Genomic DNA, 22,300 nt, shown 5'->3' with positions numbered 1-22,300 from the left:
TTCAATCGGCAAATAATCGCGTCACTGTGATGACCGGTAAGTCATCGCCTGTAGGCCGCGCCCTGTCTTGTTCAGCCCCTCTGGGCCAAAGGTTTGCGCGGGTTTATTCGCAGAATTTTATGATCCAGAGCAGTTTGGTCTGCCGGCCTGCTTGTGTATGCTCCGTCGACGTTTCGGGCTCACCATTATAAGAACACTGCCTATGACCCTCAGCACTGACCTGCCTGGCCCTTCTGTCGCGCCGGCGCAGGTTATCCGCAAGCACTACGCCATGGAGATGGCGGTCGAGCGCACGCGTCTGTTGTACCAAGGTTCGTTGCTGCCCACTTTATTAATGTTGATCAACGGTCTGGTCTGCGCCTGGTTGCTCTGGAGCCCGCAGCGTTATGTGCTGGTCGGCAGTTGGCTGGTGTGGTTGCTGGCCCTGGTGGCGATGCGCGTGATCCAGGTGGCGGCCTTCGATAGCGCCCTGCCCAGCCGGCAGGCGCAGCCGATCTGGCGCCGCATGTTCATGCTGGGCTCGGCGGCCAGTGGCCTGACCCTGGCGAGCGCAGCCATTGCCCTGGTGCCCTTGGACAGTTTTGTACAGCAGGCCTGGGTCTTTGGCCTGATTGGCGTGGCGACGCTATCGGCCAGCGTGGCCTACGCCGTGAGTGTGCCGGCCTTTTTGTCGTTTGCCTTGCCCTGCCTGGTGCCCACCATCCTCTATCTATTCTTCAGCGGCGAACCGCGATTGCAGGGCTGGAGTTATCTGGGCCTGATTCTGCTGGGGTCCCTGAGCCTGGTGGCATGGCAGGTCAACCGCCTGATCCAGCGCGGTTTGCTGCGGCGCTTCCAGAATCAGGCCTTGATCGAACACCTGCAACAGGCCCGCCAGCGCAGTGAGCAGTTGAATCAGGAACTGGTACGCGAGGTCGAGCAGCGACGCCAGGTCGAACAGGAGCTGCGCGAGGCTCAGGTCAGCCTGCAACATCGCGTCGAACAACGCGGCCAGCAACTGGACGCCGCCAGCCTGGCCCTGAGCAAAAGCGAGGCGCGCCTGGCCATGGCGTTGCAGGCCAGTGAACTGGGCTTGTGGGACTGGAACCTGCAAACCGATGAGGTCCATCACACCCAGCTCAAGGAATTGTTTGGCCTGGAGCCGGAGTACGTCACGGCGATGCTGCGCGACCTCAAGCCCCGCCTGCATCCGGACGATTTGCCGCTGCTCAAGCGCGCGCTGGTGGAGCACTTGAAGGGGCGCAGCGAGGACTATCAGGTGGAGTACCGCGTGCGCCATGGCGATGGGCGCTGGGTGTGGATCGAGGATCGCGGGCGTGCTGTGGAGCGTACCGCCAGTGGGCGCGTGACGCGCATGCTCGGTACCCGGCGCGACATCAGCGCCGGCAAGGCGGCGGAAGAGCAACTGCGGCTGGCATCCACGGTGTTCGAGGCCGCCAGCGAAGGCATTGTGATCCTGGACCCGGAGTACGTGCTGATTGCGGTCAATCAGGCCTTCAGCCGCGTCACCGGCTTTGATATCGACGACATGCTCGGGCGCAATGTCGTGGAGCTGCCGTGCAGCCGCGATGCACGCCGACACTTCCCGGTGATTCGCCAGGCCTTGTTGAGCCACGGCAGTTGGCAAGGCGAGTTGGTGGAAGCGCGCAAGAACGGCGAGCTTTACCCGCAATGGCTGCAACTGAGCGTGGTGCGTGATGTTCGGGGAAATGTCAGTCATATCGTAGGCTTTTTCGCCGATCTTTCGGCGCGCCGCGAATCCGAGGAGCGCATGCGCTACCTCACCCATTACGACGAACTGACGGGCCTGGCCAACCGTTCGCTGTTCCGCGAGCGTCTGCGTGAAGCCCATCAACGGGTGCGCCAGGGTGGCCGCAGCCTGGCGTTGCTGCATATCAACCTGGACCGTTTCAAGCTGCTCAATGACAGCCTGGGTCATGAAGTCGCCGACCAGTTGCTGCAAAAAATGGCCCGGCGCCTGATCAATGCATTGCCGGAAGCCGACACCATTGCGCGGCTGTCCGGCGACGAATTTGCGGTGCTGTTCGATGCTTATGGCAGCCTGTCGAGCCTGGCGCGGGTGGCCACTCGGCTGCTGGCCAAGCTGCGGGTACCGATGACGGTGGATGGGCATGAGTTGGTGGTCAGCGCCTCAATCGGGGTCAGCCTGTTACCCGATAACGCGCGGGAAATTTCCGCACTGGTCAGTCAGTCGAACATGGCCATGCAGCACGCCAAGCACCTGGGCGGCAATAACTTCCAGTTCTACACCGACAGCCTGCAAGCCAGCACCCTTGAGCGCCTGCAACTGGAAAACCAACTGCGCAAAGCCATTGAAGAACGCCAACTGAAGGTGTTCTACCAACCCAAGCTGTGCCTGGCCACCGGCAAGATGAACGCCGCCGAGGCGCTGGTGCGTTGGGACCACCCGCAATGGGGCAGCGTGCCGCCCGGTGATTTTATCGGGCTGGCGGAAGAGACCGGGTTGATTGTGCCGTTGGGCGAATTCGTGCTGCGCCAGGCCTGCTGGCAGGCGTGCGAGTGGCAGCGCCAGGGCCTGGCGCCGATCCGGGTGTCGGTCAATCTGTCGGTGCATCAGTTGCGCCAAGGCAAGTTGGTGAGCCTGGTACGCCAGGTATTGGACGAAACCGGGCTGGCGCCGCAATACCTGGAACTGGAACTGACTGAAAGCCAGTTGCTCGACAGCGTCGAGCACATCATCGCCACCTTCCAGCAATTGCGCGATCTGGGGGTGAAGTTGGCCATTGATGACTTTGGCACCGGCTATTCGTCCCTCAGTTACCTCAAGCGCATCCCTGTGGATTACGTGAAGATCGACCAGACCTTTATTCGTGGCCTGGGCCAGGGGCGTGAAGACCTGGCGATTACCCGGGCAATCATCGCCATGGCCCACGGGTTGGCGCTCAAGGTGGTGGCCGAGGGTGTGGAGGACCAGCAGCAGATGGATTTCCTGCGGGCCGAACACTGCGATGAAGTGCAGGGCTACTTGATCAGTCGACCCATCGAGGCCGAAGGCTTGGCGGATTTGTTACGAAAAAATGCGCTTTTTCCCTAGCCGGAACGCGTGCGCGCCCGCAGCTACAAAGCATTTGCCCGCTGATTCAGGGGGCAGTAGGGCGATTTAGTGATGCATCGAACGGGCAAATCAACAATTCTTGTAGTATAACTACAAGCTTGCTACATCCCTGGCGTCTGCCAATAACAAGAGTCCTGCCCTTTGAACCTGTTGCAACATATCGCCCAGTCGCGCCACCTGTTACGCAAATCGGAACTCAAGGTTGCCGATCACGTGCTGCTTGACCCTGCGGCCGTGATGCACAGTTCCATGGCTGACCTGGCCCACAGCGTGGGTATCAGCGAGCCGACCATCGTGCGCTTCTGCCGCGCCATCGGTTGTTCGGGGTTCCAGGACTTGAAGCTGAAGCTGGCCCAGAGCCTGGCCGCCGGCGCCAGCTTCGGCCAGTTCGCCATTCATGAAGACGATTCCGTCGCCGACTACAGCCTGAAAATTTTCGACACCACCCTGCACACCCTGATGGAAGTGCGGGAGAAGCTCGACCCGATCGAGCTGCAAAAAGCCGTGACCGCCATGTCCCAGGCCCAGCGCGTGGAGTTCTATGGCTTTGGTGCGTCCGGCGCGGTGGCGGCGGATGCCCAGCACAAGTTCTTTCGCTTGCTGCTGACGGCGGCGGCCTACAGCGACCCGCACATGCAGGCGATGTCGGCGGTAACGTTGAAGCCCACCGATGTGGCGATCTGCATTTCCCAGTCCGGCCGTTCCAAGGACTTGCTGATCACCGCCAACCTGGTGCGTGAAAGCGGCGCCTCGCTGATCACCTTGTGCCCGAGCCAGACGCCGTTGGCGGAACTGTCCACCGTTAACCTGGCGATCGATGTACACGAAGACACTGAGATCTATACGCCGCTGACCTCGCGTATCGCTCACCTGGTGGTGATCGACGTGCTGGCAATGGGCGTGGCGATGGCGCGCGGGCCGAGCCTGGTCAACCACCTCAAGAGCGTCAAGCGCAGTTTGCGCAGCCTGCGGTTGTCACCCAAGTCGGTCAAAGCCCTCGACGACTGACCCAGGGTCGCACTCGATCAACTGTAGGAGCTGGCTTGCCTGCGATAGCGGTCTGTCAGCCCCACACTTATCGCCTGAGGCACCGCCATCGCCGGCAAGCCAGCTCCTACAGTTTTGGCCGGTGTTGCATCTGCAAGATTCATCGTCCTGTAACCCCCTCGCCGCCAAACCGTCATCCCCCGCGCCCATCCTGTACTCCCCGTACTCGCATTGGGAGACTCGAAATGGCCCGGCACTACGAAGACAGCACCAGCACCGTCAAGACCCGTCGTCAGCAAGAAGACCAGCGCCGCATGGCGTTCCGGCGTGCAATTGAAGACCGTTGCGACCAGCGCCAATTACAACAAAGCATCAGTGACTATCCGGAGCTGCACTGGCAGGCCCCCGCGGCCGCCCAGCGAAGCGTTCAGCCAACGCGCTGATCTGCACCCGCTCGTTGCGGATAAAGCCCAGGAACGCATGGGCCACCGGTGACAGGCGCTTGGCCTTGGCTTGCACCAGGCACCAACTGCGGTACAGCGGCAGCTCTTCCACCGGCAGCTCCTTGAGCCCGCCGGTGGCCAGCTCCAGGTTCAGGGCGTGGCGTGTCAAAAGCGCCACGCCCAACCCCGCCACGACGCACTCGCGCTGTGCCTCGGCCGAGGCCACTTCCACCGTCTGGGTGAAGTGCACGCGCTTTTCCTTGAAGTATTCCTCGCAGGCCAGTCGCGTCCCGGAACCCGGCTCGCGCAGCAGCAGGGTGTAAGGCTCCAGGTCTTGCAGGCGCAACGGACCTTGCAGGCTAAGCGGATGGTCTGGAGGCGCCACCGCCACGATCGGGTTGTTGAGAAACGGCAGGAATTCCAGGCCCATGTCCTGGGGCACCATGGACATGATCACCAGGTCGTCACGGTTGTCCGACAGCCGGCGGATCACCTGGGCGCGGTTGACCACCGTGAGGTGCAACTGCACCTCCGGGTGCTGGCGCTTGAAGGCGGCGAACAAGTGCGGCACGAAGTATTTGGCGCTGGATTCCACCGCCAGCTTCAGTTGGCCCTGTAGCGAGCCCTGCATGTCCGAGAGCTGCATATCGAGGTTTTCCAGGCGCCCGAAGATGTCCCGGCTGGCGCGTTGCAGGGCTTCGGCGGCTTCGGTCATGTAGAGCTTTTTGCCTACGTAGTCGAACAGCGGCTGGCCGATCAGCTCTTCGAGCTGGCGGATTTGCAGGCTGACCGCCGGTTGGGTCAGAGACATTTCCTCGGCTGCACGGCTGTAGGAACGCAAATCGCAGACTTCATTGAAGATCTGCAACTGGCGTAACGTCATACGCATCAATGACTTACGCATAATTCAAAAGAACTCGCCGGGGGCTGTTCGGTCAACTATAAGTCTTTACTTATACACAACCCAATAATTATTGATTTTTGTTAATCCCTAAGTGCGCATAGTGTGTCTCTCGCGACTGGCTGGAAACATTTGGTCACGCGCCGACCTGGTCTAGCAGGTCGAAGAACGCAGCAATCGGCTCAAGGGAATTTCCAAGTGATAACAAAGATCCTGATCGCCAACCGTGGTGAGATTGCCGTCCGCATCGTGCGGGCCTGTGCCGAAATGGGTATTCGTTCGGTGGCGGTCTTTTCCGACGCTGACCGTCATGCCTTGCACGTCAAGCGCGCCGACGAGGCCCACAGCATTGGTGCCGAGCCCCTGGCCGGTTACCTGAACCCGCGCAAGCTGGTGAACCTGGCGGTGGAAACCGGCTGTGACGCGTTGCACCCCGGCTACGGTTTCCTCTCGGAAAATGCCGAGCTGGCCGATATCTGTGCCGAACGCGGAATCAAATTCATTGGTCCATCGGCCGAAGTGATTCGCCGCATGGGCGACAAGACTGAAGCGCGCCGCAGCATGATCAAGGCTGGCGTACCGGTTACCCCAGGCACCGAAGGCAACGTCGCTGACATCGCCGAAGCCCTCACCGAAGGCGACCGTATTGGTTACCCGGTGATGCTCAAGGCCACCTCCGGTGGTGGCGGTCGCGGTATCCGTCGTTGCAACAGCCGCGAAGAACTTGAACAAGCCTTCCCCCGCGTAATCTCCGAGGCCACCAAGGCCTTCGGTTCGGCGGAAGTGTTCCTGGAAAAATGCATCGTCAACCCCAAACACATCGAGGCGCAGATCCTCGGTGACAGCTTTGGCAGCGTGGTGCACCTGTTCGAGCGAGACTGCTCGATCCAGCGCCGTAACCAGAAGCTCATCGAAATCGCCCCCAGCCCGCAACTGACCCCCGAGCAGCGCGCCTACATCGGCGACCTGTCGGTGCGCGCGGCCAAGGCCGTGGGCTACGAGAACGCCGGTACCGTGGAGTTCCTGCTCGCCGAGGGCGAGGTGTACTTCATGGAGATGAACACCCGGGTGCAGGTGGAACACACCATCACCGAAGAAATCACCGGGATCGACATCGTCCGTGAGCAGATCCGCATCGCCTCGGGCCTGCCGTTGTCGGTGAAACAGGAAGATATCCAGCACCGTGGCTTTGCGTTGCAGTTCCGCATCAACGCCGAAGACCCGAAGAACAACTTCCTGCCCAGCTTCGGCAAGATCACCCGTTACTACGCCCCCGGCGGCCCCGGTGTGCGTACCGATACGGCGATCTACACCGGCTATACCATCCCGCCGTTCTACGACTCCATGTGCCTGAAACTGGTGGTGTGGGCGTTGACCTGGGAAGAAGCCATGGACCGCGGCCTGCGTGCCCTGGACGACATGCGCCTGCAAGGCGTGAAGACCACCGCCGCCTACTACCAGGAAATCCTGCGCAATCCGGAATTCCGCAGTGGCCAGTTCAACACCAGTTTTGTGGAAAGCCACCCTGAGCTGACCAACTACTCGATCAAGCGCAAACCCGAAGAGCTGGCCCTGGCCATCGCCGCCGCCATCGCCGCCCACGCAGGCCTGTGAGGAATATAACAATGAGCAAGAAGATCTTCGTTACCGACACCATCCTGCGCGACGCCCACCAATCGTTGCTGGCGACCCGCATGCGCACTGACGACATGCTGCCGATCTGCGACAAGCTCGACAAAGTCGGCTACTGGTCCCTGGAAGTTTGGGGCGGCGCGACCTTCGACGCCTGTGTGCGCTTCTTGAAAGAAGACCCGTGGGAGCGCCTGCGCAAACTGCGCGCCGCGTTGCCTAACACGCGGCTGCAAATGCTCCTGCGTGGGCAGAACCTGCTGGGCTACCGCCACTACAGCGACGATGTGGTCAAAGCCTTCGTCGCCAAGGCCGCCGTGAATGGCATCGACGTATTCCGCATCTTCGACGCCATGAACGACGTGCGTAACCTGCGCGTGGCCATCGAAGCGGTGAAAGCGGCGGGCAAACATGCCCAGGGCACTATCGCCTACACCACCAGCCCGGTGCACACCATCGAGGCGTTCGTGGTCCAGGCCAAGCAAATGGAAGCCATGGGTTGCGACTCGGTGGCGATCAAGGACATGGCCGGCCTGCTGACCCCGTACGCCACCGGCGAACTGGTCAAGGCGCTGAAGGCCGAGCAGAGCCTGCCGATCTTTATCCACTCCCACGACACCGCTGGCCTGGCCGCGATGTGCCAACTCAAGGCCATCGAAAACGGCGCCGATCATATCGACACCGCCATCTCCAGCTTCGCCTGGGGCACCAGCCACCCGGGGACCGAGTCGATGGTTGCCGCCCTTAAAGGCAGCGAGTTCGACACCGGCCTGGACCTGGAGCTATTGCAGGAAATCGGCCTGTACTTCTATGCCGTGCGCAAGAAGTACCACCAGTTCGAAAGCGAATTCACCGCCGTCGACACCCGTGTGCAAGTCAACCAGGTACCGGGCGGGATGATTTCCAACCTGGCCAACCAGTTGAAAGAGCAGGGCGCCCTCAACCGCATGAGCGAAGTGCTGGCCGAAATCCCGCGGGTGCGTGAAGACCTGGGCTTCCCGCCGCTGGTGACGCCGACCTCGCAGATCGTCGGTACCCAGGCGTTTTTCAACGTGCTGGCCGGCGAGCGCTACAAGACCATCACCAACGAAGTGAAGCTCTACCTGCAAGGCGGCTACGGCAAGGCGCCGGGCACCGTGGACGAGAAACTGCGGCGCCAGGCCATCGGCAGCGAAGACGTGATCGACGTGCGCCCGGCCGACCTGCTCAAGCCGGAAATGACCAAACTGCGCGGCGAAATCGGCGCGCTGGCCAAGTCCGAAGAAGACGTGCTGACCTACGCCATGTTCCCCGATATCGGGCGCAAGTTCCTCGAAGAGCGCGATGCCGGCACCTTGTCCCCTGAAGTGCTGTTGCCAATCCCCGAAGCGGGCGGCGTGGCGCGTGCTGGTGGCGAAGGTGTGCCGACCGAGTTCGTCATCGACGTACACGGCGAAAGCTACCGCGTCGACATCACCGGTGTCGGCGTCAAGGCTGAAGGCAAGCGTCACTTCTACCTGTCCATCGACGGCATGCCGGAAGAAGTGGTGTTCGAACCGCTCAACGAGTTCGTCGGCGGCGGCACCAGCAAACGCAAGCAGGCCAGCGCGCCTGGGCATGTGAGCACTGCGATGCCGGGCAATATCGTCGATGTACTGGTCAAGGAAGGCGACGTGGTCAAGGCCGGCCAGGCCGTGCTGATCACCGAAGCGATGAAGATGGAGACCGAAGTGCAGGCGGCCATCGCCGGTAAGGTCACCGCTGTTCACGTGGCCAAGGGCGACCGGGTCAACCCTGGCGAAATCCTGATCGAAATCGAAGGCTGATCGACAGCCTTCGACACTACCGCTTAATCCTCGGGGGGGCATGTGCCCCCCTTTTTTTTCGCCTGGATTATTAGAAGCTCAGCGTCCATTGGCCGAGGACGCTCTGGTTACTGCTACGCGTGCCGAATTCGCTGCTGTAGGTCAGGCCGATGCTCTGGCTGGCGGACACTCCCACATCCAGCCCAGCCTTCAGCGCAAGACTGTCGCGGTCCAGCGAGGAACCGTCGATGACGAAGTCACTGTTGAACACGGCCTTGTTCACCCACGCCGAAGACTGGCGCACGCGACTGGTGACATCCCCGTAAAGGTGTTTCCAGTGGGTGCTCAGGTGTGGCTTGAGGGTCATCTGGTTGTCCAGTGTGTAGAGGCTGGCCAGGCGCGCACCCAAGGTGCTGCTGAGGTTGTCCTGGGTCTGCGCGCCGACGTTCAGGGCTGTCATGCCGCCCATTTCCTTGAAACTCTTACGCTGGTAACGCTGATAGCCCAGGCCGATAAAAGGTTCTGCATTGAACGCGCCGCTGTCCAACCGATAGCCCAACTCGGTGAAGGCATTCTGGCTTTGGGCCTTGTATTGGCCGTTGACGCGTTCGCGGTAGTCAATGAAGTCGAAGTCGATGCTGCGTTTGTTCTGGCCACTGTGGTTGCTATGGATCGCCCCCAGGCGCAGCGCGAGTGGCCCATCCTGGCGCACGGCATACGCGCCCAGGTGCCAGCTGTCGAGGTCGGCCTTGAAGCGTTTGGCGCTCAGGTCACTGTCCGATTTACCGACCATTGCGCCCACCCGCCATGCGGGGTCCACCGCCCAGTCGGCGCCCAGCATCAAGCCTTGAGTGCTTTGCTTCACACCAGCGCTGCCGCGGTGGCCGTCGAGCCTGCCGGTGTTGCCCAGGCCCTGGACCCAGAGCCGGCCAGGGCCGGAGCGGGTGGTGGAGTCATTCAACTCGCGCATGGCCGAGAGCAGGCCGTTGCTGATCTGGTTCATGTTGTTTTGCGTGGCACTGCCCAGGTTGGCGTTCTGGCTGCCGGCCAGTTGCTCGAGCACCGCATCGATTCTTCCGGGGGCCAGGTTGCCCATGTAACGGGCGTCATCTGCAATCAGATACTGCTCGCGCACGCTCAGGTCACCTGATTCGAGCAAGGCGTCCACCGCACGGTCCAGCACCTGGGCCACGCCCCGACCGTTATCGGTGGTGGCGTAATCGGCGAAATAAAACGGTGTGGCCGGTTCGGGGGCGGCGGGCGGATGGTCGCTGGGCGGTTCCATATCCCCGCGTGCTGAGGCTATTTGAATGCTGAAGGCATTCAGCGCGAAGGCAATGACAAGGGCAAGTCGCTTGGATGTGCAGGGCATACGGTCCCAACCTCTGGTATGTGAGGCGGGGAATTTAGCGAGGCTGCGGGAGGATAACTGTCAGGGGGCGTGTTCGAGGCAGGCGGGAGATGTCTTTAGTCCAGGGCGAATCAAGGCGTGGGTGTTGTGGTCTGAAAGGCGCTTGAGTGTTGCTGTTACTCGCTATTTCGGTGCTGCCGCGTTATTGAAGGGGTTTGATGAATTTGCATTTTATTGCGTTTTTGTGGTGGTCGATCCACCTAAAATGCATTTTAATGCGTAAGTAAAACATGCGACTCAAACAATGGGGGCTCGGATGACCATCAGCATGGATACACGCGCCTTGGTGATCGAGAGCGTGGAACAGGGCCTGGCCCAAGGCACCCTGCAGATCGGCGAAGCCGTGCGCCGGCTGCGGGTTGAAGTCACCGGCCTGCACCAGAGCCAATTCGCCAGGATGTGCAAGATTTCCGTGCGCACCCTGGTGCATATCGAGCATGGCGAGGGCAATCAGACGCTCAAGTCGTTGAACGCGGTGTTCCGCCCGTTCGGCTTGCAGATGGGCGTGGTCAAGGTGCGACGCCAGGGCCACTGACCTTCAAAACGCCCACAGTTTGTGCTGTCGGTGAGCGCTAGGCCCGGCATTCGACCAAGGATTTCACTTGCTCGTTACCCTGCTGATTCGCCTCCGACAACCACATCTCAAACCCCGCCCCAATGGCCGGCCATTCCCCATCCAGAATCGAATACCACGCGGTATCGCGGTTCTGCCCCTTGACCACCATGTGCTGGCGGAACACCCCTTCAAAACTGAAGCCCAGGCGCTCGGCTGCGTACTTGGAGCGGGCATTGGCGTTGTTGCACTTCCATTCCAGGCGCCGGTAGCCCAGTTCAAAGGAATGCCTGGCCAGCAGATACACCGCCTCGGTGCTTTTGGGCGAGCGCTGCATCGGCGCGCCGAAGGTGACGTGGCCGATTTCGATGCGACCCTGGGCCGGGACGATGGACATCAGGCTGAGGATGCCCTGCACGTCGCCGCTGGCACGGTCGATCACACTGAAAAAGTACGGGTCGCTGTTAAGCGCGTGATTGTTCAGCCAGGCGTCGAAGGCCGCGCGCTCGGGAAACGGGCCATAGGGCAAGTAGTCCCACAGCTTGGGGTCTGCACCGGGCCCTTCAAGGGCTTGCCACAAACCATCGCCGTGGCGGGCCGGATCGAGTTTTTCCAGGCGGATAAAGCGTCCTTCGATCAGCCCTGCGGTGGGCGCCGGGGCGCCTTTCCAGTCGGCCGGTGATATCGACATGCGGTGCTCCTTAAAGGCCTTTGCGAAACTGGATAAAACCAGGGCGCTCGGCGATACGTTCGTAGAGGGTAATGGCGGTCGCGTTGCTTTCGTGGGTCAACCAGTGGACTTTGCAGCAACCGTCAGCCTTGGCGGTGGTGTAGACGAATTCGATCAACTTGCGCCCAACCCCGGTACCGCGCTGGGCGGGGTCCACCAACAAGTCCTGCAGGTAGCAGGCGTTCTCGATGCTCCAGTTGGAGCGATGGTAGATGAAGTTGACCATGCCTACTGCCTTGCCGTCGTGCCAGGCCAGGGCCGAATGGGTTGGTTCGTTGGGGTCGATCAGACGTTGCCAGGTGCTGGTGCTGACCGCGTCCGGCAGTTCGGTGTTGTAGAAGCGCAGGTAAGCCTGCCACAGCGGCAACCATGCGGCGTGGTCGGCACGGGTGACCTGGCGGATTTCAATCGGGTTCATACGGGCTCCTTGGGCATGAATCGGGCGAGGGTCTGGTCGCGCACATCGAGGCTGGCAGCCAGGCCTTCGCGCACGCCGGCAATATCCGCCGCGCTGCGGTTCTGGCTGAGTTTGCGTTTGCCGATCAAGCGCTCGATCGGCAGGGCGAAACCAACGATGGCCTTGAGCATGCCGTCAATATAGTCGGCCGGGGCATCGCTGACTTTCCATGGCTGGGCGCGACCGGTTTCGTGGCGCTCGGTGAGGGCACCGACGACACCCAGCAGGCGCTCGGCATCGGTGAACACCTCGGCCTGGCCGTAAGCGTGTACGGCGATGTAGTTCCAGGTTGGCACGACTTTGCCGTGCTCGGCCTTGGCCGGATAAAACGCCGGGCTGACGTAGGCCTCGGCACCAGCAAAAATCACCAGGGCCGCGCTGGCGTTTTGCAGGTCCTGCCACTGCGGGTTGGCCTTGGCCAAGTGTCCGTAGAGGGTGCCATTGGGGCCTTCATCAGGATTGAGCAGCAACGGCAGGTGGCTGGCCTGCAGGCCATGCTCGCCAAAGGTCACCAACTGCGCCAGGCGGGTGTGCTGGATCAGTTGCTGCAGCTCGGGCAGGTCGTCGAGGGCAAAGGCGCGGGGTGTGTACATGGAAATTTTCCTTGGCGAATGCCTGCATCCTAGGCAGGCTAATGGTTCGTTGTAAGAGCCATCTTTGGCCTATTTCATAGGTCCAATTTACGGAGTGTCTGTCATGCCCCCGTTAGAGCCGCCGCTGTCGTTCAACCCGGCCGGAATTGACCTGGATCGCCGCCAGGGCCTGACGCGCCAGTTATACGAGGCGCTGCGTCTGCGGGTTCTGGATGGGCGGCTGGTCAGCGGCACGCGGCTACCGGCCAGCCGCGATCTGGCGCAGGCTTTGGCGATTTCCCGGAACAGCGTGGTGCGGGCCTACGATCAGCTGTATGCCGAAGGCTTTATCGAAGGACGGGTGGGCGATGGAACCTACGTGGCACAACTGCCTACCAGCAAGACGGCGGTCAAAAAACTATCCACAAAAGTGTCCACAGGGTTATCAACAGGCTTATCCCCAGCCTTATCCACAAAACATGAAGATTTAGCTGGGAATTTGTCCAGTAAAGTTATCCACAGTCCGGCCCAGGAGCGCCTGCAAAACAACCATTTACCATCGCCACCCAGTGGTCCGCCGCGGGCTTTCAGGGTGGGTGTGCCGGCCTTTGATCTATTTCCGTTCGACGTCTGGGCCAAGCTCAATGCGGCTTTCTGGCGCAAGCCGGACTTGCAGCAACTGTGCTATGGCGATCCGGCGGGGGACGAGCGCCTGCGCGGGCTGATCGCGGCCTACCTGCGCAGTTCCAGAGGCATGCAGTGCACCGCTGAGCAAATAGTGATCACCAGTGGCGCGCAACAGGGAATAAGCCTTTGTGCACAGCTGCTGGTGGAGCCCGGAGATGCCGTAGCGATCGAAAATCCCGGCTACCGGGCGGCAGGACATGCGTTCGCCATTGCCGGTGCCAAACTCCATGGCGTAGCGGTGGATGCCGAAGGCATCGATTGCACGGCGCTGAACGCGCTCACGGACTGCCGCCTGGCCTACGTCACGCCCTCCCACCAGTACCCGACGGGTGTGGTTATGAGCCTGGCCCGGCGCCTGGAACTGCTGGCCTGGGCCGAGCGCACGGGCGGTTGGATCATCGAGGACGATTACGACGGCGAATACCGCTACAGCGGCGCACCCCTGGCACCGCTGGCGGCCCTGGATCGCAGCGCTCGGGTGCTCTACGTGGGTACATTCGGCAAGGTGGCGTTCCCGGCGTTGCGCCTGGGCTACCTGGTCCTGCCCCAGGGAATGGTGGACGCCTTTACCCAGCGTCGCGCCGTTGATGTGCGGCACTCGGAAGTCAGTACCCAGGCGGTAATGGCCGAGTTCATGGCGGCGGGACATTTCCAGCGACACATTCGCCGTATGCGTCGTGCCGCCTTGAGTCGACGCAATGCCTTGCTGGCTGGTTGGCCTGCCGACGTGCCGGGCATGGGAAGCCTGCCCGGTGTCGCAGCAGGGTTGCACCTCACAGTGCGGGTGGAAAGCCTGGCTCGGGAAGTGCAATTGCTGGCCCAGGCCCGGGCGATGGATGTCGAAATCAACGGTTTGAGCAGCTATTGGTTGCCTGACTCCAGCCCGGCACCAGACTCGCGCGCCGGCCTGGTATTGGGGTTTGCCGCCGTGCCCGAAGTGGCCATCGCCCAGGCCCTGGCAAGGTTGCGCAAGGCCTGGCAGGCCGGATGATGATCAGCTCTGGAAGAACAGGGAGCGGGCCAACTGTGGACTGATTTCACTACGATAGATTGCGATCTGGTCGCGGGCACTCAAGCCTGTGCGGTGGATGGCGCCGCCGAGTTTCTGTTGGTTGCGGGTCTTGAGGTGGCCGGCGGTGTAGTGTTCGAGTTCTGCTTGCGGCGACTCATAGTGAAAGTGCGCATACCAAAGCACCGCGTGAGTCTGATGATCACGCACCTCGTATTCGTCGAGGTAGTTTTTCCCGGGGCCCTTGAGCCGTCGGCGGGTGAGCACTTTGGCGATTTTCACCAGCCCTTGGCTATACAGCCATTCCACCCGTGCTGCCGTCGGTGGTTGCTGTGTGATCATCTCGATGCGGGTGCTTGTTCCCAGCTTGTAGAGCCGCGTAGCCACGTCGTTGAGTTTGCGGTTGAGGGTGGCGGCGGGAGGGCGGTCGCTTTCGGTGAGGTTGAGTTGAGTCAGAGCTTCTTCGATGGTGTTCGCCGCGCGTTCGAGCCGTGCAGCGTACTGATGAAACATTTCTTCGATTTCCACCGGGCTGCGTCCGGCTTTCTTCGAGTGGCTCAAGGTTCGCAGGGTGGCGGCGGGTTCTCCGTCCAACAGGCTCTGCCCGGTATTGATACTCAGATTCAGGTCGATGGGCTGGGGCACAAGGGATGCTGAAGAGGGGCTCTCCCGCTCGACCCAGACCCCTGGGCTTTTTTCGTGAAAGGTTGCGATGACCTTGCCCGTCATGGGTGCCTTGACGTCCACCAGGCTACGTTCGGCTGCACGGGGCTCACCCACGACAACTCCGTTGAAGCGCGTCTTGATGACTTTGCGCTTGGGCGTCTGCGGTGTTTTTGATGGGCCGGGCTTGGGCTCCTGGGCTTTTCTTTCCTTGAGCAGCCCCACCAGTTCCTGAACCGCCTGCTGGTTGAATTGTTCGACTTGTTGGCGGAGGCTTTCCAGCGGCTCTCGCTGCACCTGCTCCGGGTGTTCGGCGTGTAGGTCCAGCAGACGCTGGTCGACTATTGCAAATTGCTCGACCAGGCTGTTCAACACTTCAATGTGCTCGTGCAGGTCACTGACGCTGGTTTCGACCAGTGTCTCGATCCACGTTTGTACGTTGAGATCGGCGATATCGATGATGTCATTGAGTTGGGCGTGGGCATTGGTGAAGGCCTCCCCACTGCCTTCGCCAATACACAGGTAGCGGCTGAGGGTGAGTTGCAGCGCCTTGAGGTCGTGAAGCTTGAATTCGGGCAAGGCTTTCATGGTGGTCTGGATGACTTTTGCACCCTCTATGCCTAGGCCCTCCAACTCGCGATAGCGTGATTGCGCGTACTCCATGCGGTTGATCATATCCAGGTTCAACTTAGCCATTGTCTGGGCGATTTCGCTGCGCTGTTTAAAGTTCAGGCCGGTAACGGCTTCTATGTCTTCCACCGCCACCAACAACTTGTCACGAAAGGCAGGTAGACGTTCTGAGATAGCAGAGCGTGTCAGCAGCAGTTGTTTGTTCAAGTAATCGATCATGCTGCTCTGGTAGTTGGGCACCGAGTCGATGATGTTCAGCGATCGCAGTTGGCGAATGGGTACGTCATATTCGGCCAGGCGGCTGTCCACCTTATCGAGGAATGTCTGGCGCTGGAGGTCGGTGGACGGCCCGGGAGTCGGGTCTATCGCCGCGTGAGCCTGTGAGACTTCGGCTTGCCCGCGTTCTTCTTCGGCTTTGAATTGGCTGAGTTTCTCCCTGAGGTCGTTGATCCGGGAGGGTGCCTTGCCTCGGGCAGCGTGCCGGCGGTTCCGGAACCCGGCGCCACGCAGGCGCAGGCGGGTATCGACAAACCATTGACCGGCCAGGTTACTCACCAGTAAAGGGCCGTTGTGGGAGGGGCGTTTTGGGTCGACGATCACGACACTGTCGTTTTCATCCACCATGACCTCGAACCAGCGTATTCCGACGGGGGCATACCATTTATCGGCAAGTGAATAGAGATGCAGGTGAGCCCCGGCTTCCTTGATCGGCTCCCCCAGCCCTTCGGGTTTGGCAACGTTGAAGCGGTCCAGTGTCGCTCCCAGGTTTTCGGGTGAGCGATTGAGCGGGCCGCTGGTATACAGGGGCCCTTGATGGTGAGCCGGCAGATCGGCATCGGGCAGGTTGGGTTGTTGTGTCACGGGGACTTTGCGGGCCGGTAACGGTACGGCTTCAGGATCCGTCACGGGTGTGGTTTCAGGTGTCGGCGGTTGCACCTTGATCGTCTTTCGCTCCGGCGGATGTCGCAGGGCGACGTGCAGTACCAGGGCCATGCCCAGGTTGAGCAGCAGGTCGACCTGCGCCGTCCAGGAAACTTGCCCGTCTGGCCCAGGCTCGGTTTGGGTGGATGCTTGCAGGTCGTCCATGATTTGCCAGATCCAGGCGGCGATCCCGGCCGTACGCCCCATGAATGGCAAGGCTGCGCTGAAAATCATCCAGCCGGCTTGCCGGTAGCTTGCCCAGCGTTTCTGCACGTTGGATACCGATTGCCGAGTGGCCAGTTCAACCATCGCATTGGCGTTGTCCTTGAACAGCGTTGCCAGGGTGTCGTTGCCTACCACTTCACTGCTCAAGGCAATGGGACCGCTCATTTGCAGCACCACCTGCGGCTCCACCAGCCCGCGCACGACGGTCCATGGTGAGGGCAGTGCGGCGGGGAAGACGTATTGCTCGTAGTTAAAGCGCACGTTTTCGGGTAACCAGGCCAGCACCGAGTCGCGCAAGGTGCGGTGATGCTTGATGGCATAGAGCAGGTTTTGCTGTGACGGGAACTGAACCAGCACCGGCTCCAGCAGTGGGCGGTACAGTAGGCACGGGCCTTGGGTCTGGTCGCGGGGGCCGATCACGAACATATTGGCCACCACATCCTGTGCCTGGCCGGGGCGCAAGGTGGGGACAAGCGCCAGGCGGCGGATGACGATTTCTTGCCCATCGACCTGCCGTTGATGCGTTTGCGCCTGCATGGCAGCGGCGATATAGCGGTAACCACGATCATCAAGGCCATGCAGGCGTTGAATTTTCCACTGCAGTGCCAGCAGCGGTAGTTGCACCTGCAAGTGCGAGGTGTAGAGGGTTTGTCGGCTCTTTGACTCAATAGGGTCGTCAAGCAAGGTGCGCTTGATAAGGTTCGGATAGTGCTCGCCTAGGTCGAGCGTTTCAATCAGGTCCTTGAGGTAGTTGTACGTCAACCATGTCGGACCATTGCCGCCGTTGTAGCGCACGCTGGCCGTGCCGGTGGGTAACCCGGTGAGGTTTTCCAGGGCCAGGTCGATCAAGTTGCACCGGGTGATGTCACTGGTGCCAGGTAGCACAAAGGTACCCCAGAGCACCGGGCTCTCGATGCTGATCTCGATTTTGTCCAGGTTCAGGTTCGCGTCATTTCTGTGGGTTTGCATCTGGTTTTGCAGCTGCTGCCGGGCGTAGTCGCGGATCGGTGGGATACCCTCCTGGAAAGACTGCCCATGATTGTGCGTATGCAGTTCGGCCAACTCGATCACGTACCGGCTGTAGGTCGCTACATCCAGGTCTGAGGCGTGAGCGAGCCAGTTGGGGAGCTGTTGATGGATCTGGCGGATACTCGACAGCGAGTCATCGCTCAAGTCTTCAATCACCGGCAGGATGCGGGCCACCGCCTGGCCGGTGACGACCGTCGCGGGAGGTGCTTCGAGGCCGGACGAGCCAATAGCGCCGATTGCTTGCAGTTGCAGGGTGATCAGATTACACGCCAGGCTGTCGAAGAAATCACCGGTAGGTTCGTACAGTCGCCATTGCACACTCACGTCGGGTTGATATTGAGTAAGGCTCGCCGGCAACGCTTCGCCGAGTTTATCCAGCGACTCGAATTTCTCGTAACCGCTGATCAGCGAGTACGCCAGAATTCGCTGACGCTGCTCGTGGACACCGATCAACACGGCCATGTCCGATAGGCCAATGTGAACGTCATTGTTGTTGTGATGCCCATCCATGTCGATCAGGTAAGCGTGTGTCTGGTACGTATCAGAGGCCTTGCGCTTGTCCAGCTCCGGAGCGTGGAACAATGTCCTGGCCATGGCGCAATCGTGCTCATCCCAACCTTCCTGGGTGGTGACATTCCACACCTTGCGCAGGGAATGGGAGAGCGTCTGCCAGCGCGGGCCTGACAGGCCATTGGAGGCATTCCAGTAATCGAGCTGCTGCTCCTGGAAGGCGGTGAATATCAGGGCCGATAGCTCATTGATCAACCGTGCGATGGCATCGATCTTCACCGGTAGGTGCACGACAGGCTGGGCCTCTGGCTCCAGGGTCAGGAAATGCTCACCGTCGATATAGATCACCTGGCTCGGCGACAAAGCCTGGTTGGCCAGGACTGAGGTCAGTGATTGCGCGGAGGCGGGCGCCGACTGAATGACATCGCCGACGATGCGCCAGTGCGGCGTGATAACCATGGCCAGGTCCGGGTCGATGGTGAGTGTCGGGTATTGCTCAATGAGGGAGGAACGCAACAGGTTGGCGGCGACATCCCGAATGGACGGACCAACGCTCAATTGCGTCAACAGTTCATAGTTACTGGGAGGGTGGTTGTTGGTGAGGGATGAGTCGTTGGGCATCTGCAGCTCCTTGGCCAGTGTCAGGCTTTAAGAGCTCCAAGGTAGTTTCCGGGAGGGTGGGAAAGACGGTAGATAAATAATCATGGCCGGGGCGTGCTCTCCCCGGCCATGAGTGATTATGTCCCGGACTTGATCTTGGTCCAGGCGCGGGTCCTGGCACGTTCGGCATCGCGGGCCAGGGGTTTCAAGGTGTAGAGCGTGGCCATTGCTGCTTCGCTGGGGTACAGGTTGGGGTTGTTGCGGATCGCTGGATCCACCTGTTCGGTGGCGTCCTTGTTGGGGTTGGGATAACCGACAAAGTCGCTGATGGGCGCAATGACCTGGGGTTGCAGCAGGTAGTTGATAAAGGTGTAGGCGTCTTGCGGGTTTTTGGCGCCCTTGGGTATCGCAAGCATGTCGAACCAGATCGGCGCACCTTCCTTGGGCAGGCGCATGTCGACCGTCACCCCGTTCTTGGCTTCTTTGGCACGGTTGGCAGCCTGGGAGAAGCTGCCGGAATAGCCGACGGCCACGCAGATATCACCGTTGGCGATGTCGGCCATGTATTTGGAGGAGTGAAAATAGGTGATGTACGGCCGGATCTTGAGCAGCAGGGCCTCGGCTTTTTCATAGTCCTTGGGGTTGCTGCTGTTGGGGTCCAGGCCCAGGTGTTGCAAGGCCAGTGGCAGGATTTCCGACGGCGAATCGAGAAGGGCGACACCGCACTGCTTGAGCTTGCTGATGTTCTCTTCCTTGAAGATCAGGTCCCAGCTGTCCACCGGTGCGCTGTCGCCCAGTGCGGCCTTGACCTTGGCCGGGTTGAAGCCGATCAGGATGGTGCCGTACATGTAGGGCACGGCAAATTTATTGCCGGGGTCGTTGGCCTCGATCAGCTTCATCAGCTTGGGGTCGAGGTGGTTCCAGTTCGGCAGTTGGCTGCGGTCCAGGGGCTGGAACACACCGGCTTCGATCTGTTTGGCCAGGAACACATTGGACGGCACCACCACGTCATAGCCGGAGTTGCCAGTCAGCAGCTTGGCTTCCAGGGCTTCGTTGGTGTCGAAGATGTCGTAGATCAGCTTGATCGCCGGGTTCCGGGCCTTGAAGTCGTCCAGCGCCTTGGGGGTGATGTAGTCGAACCAGTTATAAACCCGCAGGGTGTTTTCTTGTGCGTGGGCGGTGGTGCTCAGCACGGCGGCGCAGAGCACAAGCGACTTGAGCATGTTCATTGGGCTGCCCCCTCAAAACCTTCGAGAACGTTGACGGCATTGATGCCGATTTCTTCCACGGCATAACCGCCCTCCATCACAAACAGCGTGGGCCTGCCCAAGCGCGCGATACGTGCGCCCATGGCCAGGTAATCCGGGCTGTCGAGCTTGAACTGCGAGATAGGGTCGTCCTTGAACGTGTCCACGCCCAGGGACACCACGATGATCTCGGCGCCGTAACGTTCAATCTCCGTGCAGGCGTCTTCAAGTGCTGCGCTCCAGGATTCCCAGCCGGAACCAGCCGGCAGCGGGTAGTTGAAGTTGAAGCCTTCACCGGCCCCATCACCCAATTCGTCGGCATAGCCCAGGAAAAATGGAAACTCCGCTTCCGGGTGGCCGTGGATCGAGGTGAACAGCACATCGCTGCGCTCATAGAAAATCGACTGGGTACCGTTACCGTGGTGGTAATCCACGTCCAGGATCGCGACCTTTTTATGGCCTTGGTCAAGGAAGGCCTGGGCGGCAATAGCGGCGTTGTTGAGGTAGCAATAACCCCCCATCAAGTCGCCGGCGGCGTGGTGCCCCGGTGGGCGGCAGAGTGCGAAGGCACTGTGGGCGCCCTGCTGGATGGCTGCCTGGGCTGTGAGAGCGACCTGCGCCGCGCTGTACGCTGCTTGCCAGGTGCCGGCGGTGATCGGCGCGCCGCCGTCGAAGCTGTAATAGCCCAATTGGCCATGTAGGCTGGTGGGCAGTACACGCCGCAAGGTGCGTGCGGGCCAGGTGTAGGGCAACAGGTCGCCGTCCTGGCCGAACTCGGTCCAGCGCGCCCAGGCCCCCTTGAAGAAGTCCAGGTAGTCGCGGCTGTGGATACGCTGCAGCGGTGTCAGGCCGAAATCCTGGGGCGCCTGCACCGGGCCCAGTTCGCGGTCCTTGACCCGTTGCAGCACGTGGTCGGCGCGCGAGGGCATTTCAAAGCAGGGCATCAATTGCCCGTCCATCAGTTCGCAACGGCCGTGGTGCAGGTGGTGATCGTCTGAGTAGATCGTCAGCATTTGTTGTTCTCCGCAGGCTGTATCGGTGAATGCAGTCTTGCGGCGAGCGCGATTTAAGAGAACGGCAGGAGCGGCCAAAAGGGGATTAATACGGCCAAATTATCTGTCCGAAATTCGCCCCATGTGGGAGCGGGCTTGCTCGCGAAGGCATCAGCGCGGTGCGGGTCAGGGGCGAAATTGACTAGGCGCCACTCCGCTCCAGCGCACGAAGGCATGCCTGAAACTTGCGGTTTCGCTGAACCCCAGGGCCTCGGCAATCCGGTAGATCGGCCACTGGTCTTGCGACAACAGTTGCTTGGCCTGCTCGAAGCGCAGCTCGTCCAGCAACTCCTGGTAACTGCAGCCCAGGTCATGCAGGTGCCGGCGCAGGGTGCGCGGGGAACAGTTCATCTGCTGGGCCAGGCCATCCAGCCCGGGTGCCGCGTGCAGTTGCGCAGCAAGCAATTGGCGGACCCGTCCCAGCCAGGCCTCGCGCCCGGTGAATTCGGTGTTCTGTTTGCGGCAGCGCTCAGCCATGGCCCGGTGGGTCACGGTATCGGCCAGAGGCAAAGGTTGGGCAAGCCAGCGTTTGTCAAAGGCGAACGCATTGGCAGTGGCCTGGAACTGCAACGGGCAGTCGAAGCACTCGGCGTAGCGTGCCTGATAATCCGGCGCATCATGCTCAAAGCGCGCGCCCAGCAGAGGCAGCGGGTGGCCGAGCAGGTCGTCGCAGATAACCTTCAACGACCCCAGGCACAGCTCTACATTGAAGGCGGTCAGCGCCGGGTTTTCTCGGTAATCGCTGGCGGTGAACCAGATACGTTCGCCGTCCTCCTCCAGGCTCAGCTCAAACAGTGTTCCCAACAGCGCCGGATAACGCAGGGCCAGGCGCAAAGCGTCACCGAAAGTGGCACTGGTGAGCAGGGCATAGCCGAGCATGCCGTAGGCCGATACGTGCATTCGCTGTCCCACGATCAGCCCGATGTCGCGCTGCAAGGCCACGGCATTGGCGCACACCTGCATCTCCTGGTGCGTGGCGATGCGTGTGTCGGCGCGGCTCAAGTCCGCCGCACAGATGCCACTGCCGGCCAGCAGCGCTTCGGCGGGCCAGCCTTCGGCCTTGAAGGTGCTGAGCACCAGGGAAACGGCATTGAGGGTAGTGAGGTGGGAGTGCAACATGGGAACTTCCAGCCAGGGGATGGCTGGAAGTGGAGCAAGTTATA

16 protein-coding genes are annotated in these 22,300 nt (G+C 60.9%); 7 read left to right on the top strand and 9 right to left on the bottom strand.

Annotated elements, in window-relative coordinates; all coding sequences use genetic code 11:
- Positions 1 to 202: 202 nt before the first annotated feature.
- From KL786_RS03390 to KL786_RS29380, 3 genes are all read left to right on the top strand, one after another.
- Positions 203 to 3,076, top strand: coding sequence for a GGDEF domain-containing phosphodiesterase (locus tag KL786_RS03390; RefSeq protein ID WP_215516738.1), 2,874 nt, complete (start codon positions 203 to 205; stop codon positions 3,074 to 3,076).
- A gap of 162 nt (positions 3,077 to 3,238) precedes the next feature.
- A complete protein-coding gene (gene hexR, locus KL786_RS03385; RefSeq protein ID WP_029290040.1) occupies positions 3,239 to 4,105 on the top strand; it encodes a transcriptional regulator HexR in 867 nt (288 codons plus the stop codon).
- 224 nt (positions 4,106 to 4,329) lie between these two features.
- Positions 4,330 to 4,527: a PA3496 family putative envelope integrity protein gene (locus KL786_RS29380; protein WP_082445499.1), complete on the top strand. Its 198-nt coding sequence runs from the start codon at positions 4,330 to 4,332 to the stop codon at positions 4,525 to 4,527.
- On the opposite strand, the gene KL786_RS03380 is transcribed toward KL786_RS29380, so the two are convergent.
- A complete protein-coding gene (locus tag KL786_RS03380) occupies positions 4,457 to 5,431 on the bottom strand; it encodes a LysR family transcriptional regulator (protein WP_215516737.1) in 975 nt (324 codons plus the stop codon). The genes KL786_RS29380 and KL786_RS03380 overlap by 71 nt on opposite strands.
- A 195-nt stretch (positions 5,432 to 5,626) precedes the next feature.
- On the opposite strand from KL786_RS03380, the gene KL786_RS03375 reads away from it, so the two are divergent.
- Both KL786_RS03375 and oadA read left to right on the top strand, forming a co-directional pair.
- A complete protein-coding gene (locus KL786_RS03375) occupies positions 5,627 to 7,042 on the top strand; it encodes an acetyl-CoA carboxylase biotin carboxylase subunit (protein ID WP_215516736.1) in 1,416 nt (471 codons plus the stop codon).
- An 11-nt stretch (positions 7,043 to 7,053) separates the two neighbouring features.
- Positions 7,054 to 8,862: a sodium-extruding oxaloacetate decarboxylase subunit alpha gene (oadA, locus tag KL786_RS03370; protein WP_215516735.1), complete on the top strand. Its 1,809-nt coding sequence runs from the start codon at positions 7,054 to 7,056 to the stop codon at positions 8,860 to 8,862.
- Between the two features lie 70 nt (positions 8,863 to 8,932).
- On the opposite strand, the gene KL786_RS03365 is transcribed toward oadA, so the two are convergent.
- Positions 8,933 to 10,213, bottom strand: coding sequence for an autotransporter outer membrane beta-barrel domain-containing protein (locus tag KL786_RS03365; RefSeq protein WP_215516734.1), 1,281 nt, complete (start codon positions 10,211 to 10,213; stop codon positions 8,933 to 8,935).
- Between the two features lie 295 nt (positions 10,214 to 10,508).
- On the opposite strand from KL786_RS03365, the gene KL786_RS03360 reads away from it, so the two are divergent.
- Positions 10,509 to 10,787, top strand: coding sequence for a helix-turn-helix domain-containing protein (locus KL786_RS03360; RefSeq protein WP_215516733.1), 279 nt, complete (start codon positions 10,509 to 10,511; stop codon positions 10,785 to 10,787).
- Positions 10,788 to 10,824: 37 nt separating this feature from the next.
- Here KL786_RS03360 and KL786_RS03355 read toward each other — a convergent pair whose 3' ends face one another.
- The 3 genes from KL786_RS03355 to KL786_RS03345 are packed head-to-tail and all read right to left on the bottom strand — an operon-like array spanning position 10,825 to position 12,585.
- Entirely contained in the window at positions 10,825 to 11,496 is a 672-nt protein-coding gene (locus KL786_RS03355) for a GNAT family N-acetyltransferase (protein WP_215516732.1), read from the bottom strand.
- 10 nt (positions 11,497 to 11,506) lie between these two features.
- Positions 11,507 to 11,953, bottom strand: a complete 447-nt coding sequence (locus KL786_RS03350) for a GNAT family N-acetyltransferase (RefSeq protein ID WP_215516731.1) — start codon at positions 11,951 to 11,953, stop codon at positions 11,507 to 11,509.
- Positions 11,950 to 12,585, bottom strand: a complete 636-nt coding sequence (locus KL786_RS03345; protein WP_215516730.1) for an FMN-binding negative transcriptional regulator — start codon at positions 12,583 to 12,585, stop codon at positions 11,950 to 11,952. The genes KL786_RS03350 and KL786_RS03345 overlap by 4 nt, the downstream gene beginning before the upstream one ends.
- Before the next feature lie 103 nt (positions 12,586 to 12,688).
- On the opposite strand from KL786_RS03345, the gene pdxR reads away from it, so the two are divergent.
- On the top strand, positions 12,689 to 14,242 hold the full coding sequence (pdxR, locus tag KL786_RS03340; RefSeq protein ID WP_215516729.1) for a MocR-like pyridoxine biosynthesis transcription factor PdxR: 1,554 nt from the start codon (positions 12,689 to 12,691) through the stop codon (positions 14,240 to 14,242).
- 3 nt (positions 14,243 to 14,245) lie between these two features.
- Here the strand turns inward: pdxR and KL786_RS03335 are convergent, their stop codons facing one another.
- The 4 genes from KL786_RS03335 to KL786_RS03320 all read right to left on the bottom strand — a co-directional run bounded on the left by KL786_RS03335 (position 14,246) and on the right by KL786_RS03320 (position 22,256).
- Positions 14,246 to 18,859, bottom strand: coding sequence for a dermonecrotic toxin domain-containing protein (locus tag KL786_RS03335; protein WP_215516728.1), 4,614 nt, complete (start codon positions 18,857 to 18,859; stop codon positions 14,246 to 14,248).
- Positions 18,860 to 18,975: 116 nt separating this feature from the next.
- Entirely contained in the window at positions 18,976 to 20,067 is a 1,092-nt protein-coding gene (locus KL786_RS03330) for a polyamine ABC transporter substrate-binding protein (RefSeq protein WP_032856715.1), read from the bottom strand.
- The gene (locus tag KL786_RS03325; protein ID WP_215516727.1) at positions 20,064 to 21,098 is read right to left on the bottom strand and encodes a histone deacetylase family protein; all 1,035 of its coding nucleotides are present in this window, start codon (positions 21,096 to 21,098) and stop codon (positions 20,064 to 20,066) included. The genes KL786_RS03330 and KL786_RS03325 overlap by 4 nt, the downstream gene beginning before the upstream one ends.
- Positions 21,099 to 21,263: 165 nt before the next feature.
- Entirely contained in the window at positions 21,264 to 22,256 is a 993-nt protein-coding gene (locus tag KL786_RS03320) for an AraC family transcriptional regulator (protein ID WP_215516726.1), read from the bottom strand.
- Positions 22,257 to 22,300: the final 44 nt, after the last annotated feature.

Origin of the sequence: Pseudomonas sp. TAE6080 (assembly GCF_018732265.1) — a bacterium.
Classification (GTDB): Bacteria; Pseudomonadota; Gammaproteobacteria; order Pseudomonadales; family Pseudomonadaceae; genus Aquipseudomonas; species Aquipseudomonas brenneri.
This window is presented reverse-complemented; position numbering and strand designations above follow the sequence as displayed.

Bases quoted from the DNA above. Each gene is read 5' to 3' on its own strand.
- KL786_RS03390 (WP_215516738.1), top strand. From the start codon at position 203: ATGACCCTCAGCACTGACCTGCCTGGCCCTTCTGTCGCGCCGGCGCAG.
- KL786_RS03320 (WP_215516726.1), bottom strand. From the start codon at position 22,256: ATGTTGCACTCCCACCTCACTACCCTCAATGCCGTTTCCCTGGTGCTC.
- KL786_RS03345 (WP_215516730.1), bottom strand. From the start codon at position 12,585: ATGTACACACCCCGCGCCTTTGCCCTCGACGACCTGCCCGAGCTGCAG.
- KL786_RS03330 (WP_032856715.1), bottom strand. From the start codon at position 20,067: ATGAACATGCTCAAGTCGCTTGTGCTCTGCGCCGCCGTGCTGAGCACC.
- oadA (WP_215516735.1), top strand. From the start codon at position 7,054: ATGAGCAAGAAGATCTTCGTTACCGACACCATCCTGCGCGACGCCCAC.
- pdxR (WP_215516729.1), top strand. From the start codon at position 12,689: ATGCCCCCGTTAGAGCCGCCGCTGTCGTTCAACCCGGCCGGAATTGAC.
- KL786_RS03380 (WP_215516737.1), bottom strand. From the start codon at position 5,431: ATGCGTAAGTCATTGATGCGTATGACGTTACGCCAGTTGCAGATCTTC.
- KL786_RS03355 (WP_215516732.1), bottom strand. From the start codon at position 11,496: ATGTCGATATCACCGGCCGACTGGAAAGGCGCCCCGGCGCCCACCGCA.
- KL786_RS03335 (WP_215516728.1), bottom strand. From the start codon at position 18,859: ATGCCCAACGACTCATCCCTCACCAACAACCACCCTCCCAGTAACTAT.
- KL786_RS03365 (WP_215516734.1), bottom strand. From the start codon at position 10,213: ATGCCCTGCACATCCAAGCGACTTGCCCTTGTCATTGCCTTCGCGCTG.
- KL786_RS03325 (WP_215516727.1), bottom strand. From the start codon at position 21,098: ATGCTGACGATCTACTCAGACGATCACCACCTGCACCACGGCCGTTGC.
- KL786_RS29380 (WP_082445499.1), top strand. From the start codon at position 4,330: ATGGCCCGGCACTACGAAGACAGCACCAGCACCGTCAAGACCCGTCGT.
- KL786_RS03350 (WP_215516731.1), bottom strand. From the start codon at position 11,953: ATGAACCCGATTGAAATCCGCCAGGTCACCCGTGCCGACCACGCCGCA.
- KL786_RS03360 (WP_215516733.1), top strand. From the start codon at position 10,509: ATGACCATCAGCATGGATACACGCGCCTTGGTGATCGAGAGCGTGGAA.